Origin of the sequence: Mesorhizobium sp. M7A.F.Ca.ET.027.03.2.1 (assembly GCF_003999175.1) — a bacterium.
GTDB lineage: Bacteria > Pseudomonadota > Alphaproteobacteria > Rhizobiales > Rhizobiaceae > Mesorhizobium.
Genome location: NZ_RZOM01000801.1, coordinates 1 through 2,926, shown reverse-complemented (window position 1 = coordinate 2,926; position 2,926 = coordinate 1). Strand labels below are relative to the sequence as shown.

The following is a 2,926-nucleotide window of genomic DNA, read 5'->3' as shown; positions in this document are numbered from 1 at the left end:
GTGCTGGCGCCGCAGCTGCCGCCGGACTGGGCCGAGCAGATCAAGGCGACCAAAGTCGGCGGTGCCACCGCCACGCGCGAAACCGAACGCGGCGTCGAATTCATCGGCATCTGCTCGTCGCGCGAAGTGTCCGACGACAAGGTCGCCCAGATGGCGTTTCAGGCCGAAGGCTCCGGCGGCGACAAGGATGCCGACGCGCTCAGCAAGAAATATGTCGACGAGCTGAAGGCAAAAGCCCGCATCGTCAAGCGCTGACGTGAGCAACGCAGTGACTGCGCTCGCGTTGAGCGCCGGCGATCCGTCCGGCATTGGGCCGGAGATCGCCATCGCCGCCTTTATGGCGCGCGAAGCTGCCGCCCTGCCCCCCTTCTACCTGCTCGCCGATCCGGCGCTGATCGCCTCCCGGGCGCGCCTGCTCGGCATTTCGCTGCCGGTCGTCGAAACGACATCAGCGCAAGCGGCGCAGGTCTTTGCCCGCGCCTTGCCGATCGTTCCACTGACTGCCCGCTGCATCGACAGCCCCGGCCGGCCGGATCCGGCCAATGCGGCTGCCACCATCGAGGCCATCGACCGCGCCGTCGCCGATTGCCTTGCCGGCGAAGCCTCGGCCGTGGTCACCTGCCCCATCGCCAAGAAGCCGCTCTACGACGCCGGCTTTCGCTTCCCCGGCCACACCGAGTATCTGGCGCATCTGGCGGCCCGGCACAGCGGCGTCGAGGCGATGCCGGTAATGATGCTGGCAGGACCCGACCTGCGCACCGTTCCCGTCACCATCCACATCGCGCTGGCCGAGGTGCCGAAGGCACTGACCACCGAGCTGATCGTCGCCACCGCGCTCATCACCGCCGCCGACCTTACCGGCCGCTTCGGCATCGCCAAGCCACGGCTGGCGATTGCCGGGCTCAACCCGCATGCCGGCGAAGGCGGCGCCATGGGCCTCGAGGACGAGCGGATCGTGCGCCCGGCGGTCGACATCCTGCGTGCCGATGGCATCGACGCTTTCGGCCCTTTGCCGGCCGACACGTTGTTCCATGTCCGGGCGCGGGCGGGCTACGACGCGGCCCTTTGCATGTATCACGACCAGGCGCTGATCCCGGCCAAGGCGCTGGCTTTCGACGAGGCGGTCAATGTCACGCTCGGCCTGCCCTTCATCCGCACCTCGCCCGACCACGGCACGGCCTTCGACATCGCCGGCAAGGGTGTGGCGCGGCCCGACAGCCTGATAGCGGCGCTGAAGCTTGCCCGGCGGCTGGCCGACACGAACACGAAGGCGGTTGCGGTATGAGATCTCGGGCATGAGCATCGACGGGCTGCCGCCGCTGCGCGAGGTGATCGAGCGTCATGGGCTGCAGGCAAAGAAGGCGCTCGGCCAGAATTTCCTGCTCGACCTCAATCTCACCGGCAAGATCGCGCGCACCGCCGGCGACTTGTCCGATGCAACCGTGATCGAGGTCGGTCCCGGTCCCGGCGGGCTGACCCGCGCCCTGCTTTCCAACGGCGCGCGTCACGTCATCGCCATCGAGCGTGACGAACGTTGCCTGGCTGCTCTTGCCGAAGTGTCCGACCACTATCCCGGCCGGCTGGAGGTTGTTTCCGGCGATGCGCTGAAGACGGATTTCACAGGCCTTGCCAGTCGAGCGGCCGGCAATGGCGGCCCGGTCAAGATCGTGGCCAACCTGCCCTACAATATCGGCACGGAGCTGCTGGTGCGCTGGTTGGCGGTCAGCGACTGGCCGCCTTTCTACACCTCGATGACTTTGATGTTCCAGCGCGAGGTGGCCGAGCGCATCGTCGCGCCTGCCGGCAGCGACAGCTATGGCCGGCTGGGGGTTCTTGCCGGCTGGCGGACGGAGGCGAGGATCGCCTTCGACGTACCGCCACAGGCATTCACGCCGCCGCCAAAGGTCACCTCCTCGGTGGTGCATCTGGTGCCGCGCCCGACGCCCCTGCCCGCCGAGGTGAAGAAACTCGGCCGCGTCACAGAAGCCGCTTTCGGCCAACGTCGCAAGATGCTGCGGCAGAGCGTGAAAAGCCTCGGCGGCGAGGCCCTGCTCGAACGCGCCGGCATCGATCCGACACGCCGCGCCGAGACGCTCAGCGTCGAGGAATTCGTGCGGCTGACCAATGCCGTGTAGCTCTCTTCTCCCCGTTTACGGGGAGAAGATGCCGGCAGGCAGATGAGGGGGCAGCACGAACCTTGAAATGCCAGCACCGCCCCTCATCCGGCCCTTCGGGCCACCTTCTCCCCGTGAACGGGGCGAAGGAAGAGGTCTCAGCCCGTCTTCTCGTCCAACAGTCCAGAGACGAAATCGAACAGGCCTGGCCGGCGGTCGCGTCTTAGCCGCTCGGCGACGACGATGCCGCGCACTTCGGCGAAGGCGCGGTCAAGGTCATCATTGACGATGACGAAATCATATTCCTTCCAGTGCTCGATCTCGTTGCGGGCGTTTTTCAGCCGCGTCTCGATCACCGCCTCCTGGTCTTCAGCGCGACGTTTCAGCCGCGCCTTCAACTCCTTCATCGATGGCGGCAGGATGAAGATCGAGACAATGTCGGCGCGCATCTTCTCCTTGAGCTGCTGGGCGCCTTGCCAGTCGATGTCGAACAGCATGTCGCGCCCCTCGGACAGCGCCAGTTCGGCCGGTTCGCGCGGCGTCGCATAGCAATTGCCATGCACCTCGGCCCACTCCAGCAGCGCGTCGGAATCACGAAGCCGCTCGAATTCGCGCATCGTCCGAAAATGATAGTGGACGCCTTCGATCTCGCTTCCACGGCGCGGCCTGGTGGTGACCGAGACCGACAGTTCGAGGCTGGAATCGCTTTCCAGAAGATTGCGCGCGATCGTCGACTTGCCGGCGCCGGACGGCGACGACAGGACGAGCATCAGGCCCCGGCGGCGTATGCGGGACCCCAAATCCTTGGCAAC

3 protein-coding genes and 1 pseudogene are annotated in these 2,926 nt (G+C 66.5%); 3 read left to right on the top strand and 1 reads right to left on the bottom strand.

The genetic code is table 11. From position 1 onward, the window contains the following. From EN750_RS27105 to rsmA, 3 genes and pseudogenes are all read left to right on the top strand, one after another. Positions 1–255 (top strand): annotated as a pseudogene (locus tag EN750_RS27105) (peptidylprolyl isomerase); the annotation flags it as partial. Between the two features lies 1 nt (position 256). Then, entirely contained in the window at positions 257–1,285 is a 1,029-nt protein-coding gene (gene pdxA, locus EN750_RS27100) for a 4-hydroxythreonine-4-phosphate dehydrogenase PdxA (protein WP_127398483.1), read from the top strand. 10 nt (positions 1,286–1,295) lie between these two features. Beyond that, positions 1,296–2,135 (top strand): 16S rRNA (adenine(1518)-N(6)/adenine(1519)-N(6))-dimethyltransferase RsmA, encoded by an 840-nt coding sequence (rsmA, locus tag EN750_RS27095; RefSeq protein WP_127398481.1) that lies wholly within the window; start codon positions 1,296–1,298, stop codon positions 2,133–2,135. Between the two features lie 137 nt (positions 2,136–2,272). Here the strand turns inward: rsmA and gmk are convergent. Continuing rightward, positions 2,273–2,926: guanylate kinase (gmk, locus tag EN750_RS27090; RefSeq protein WP_245482826.1), on the bottom strand; the 654-nt coding region annotated here is incomplete at its 5' end.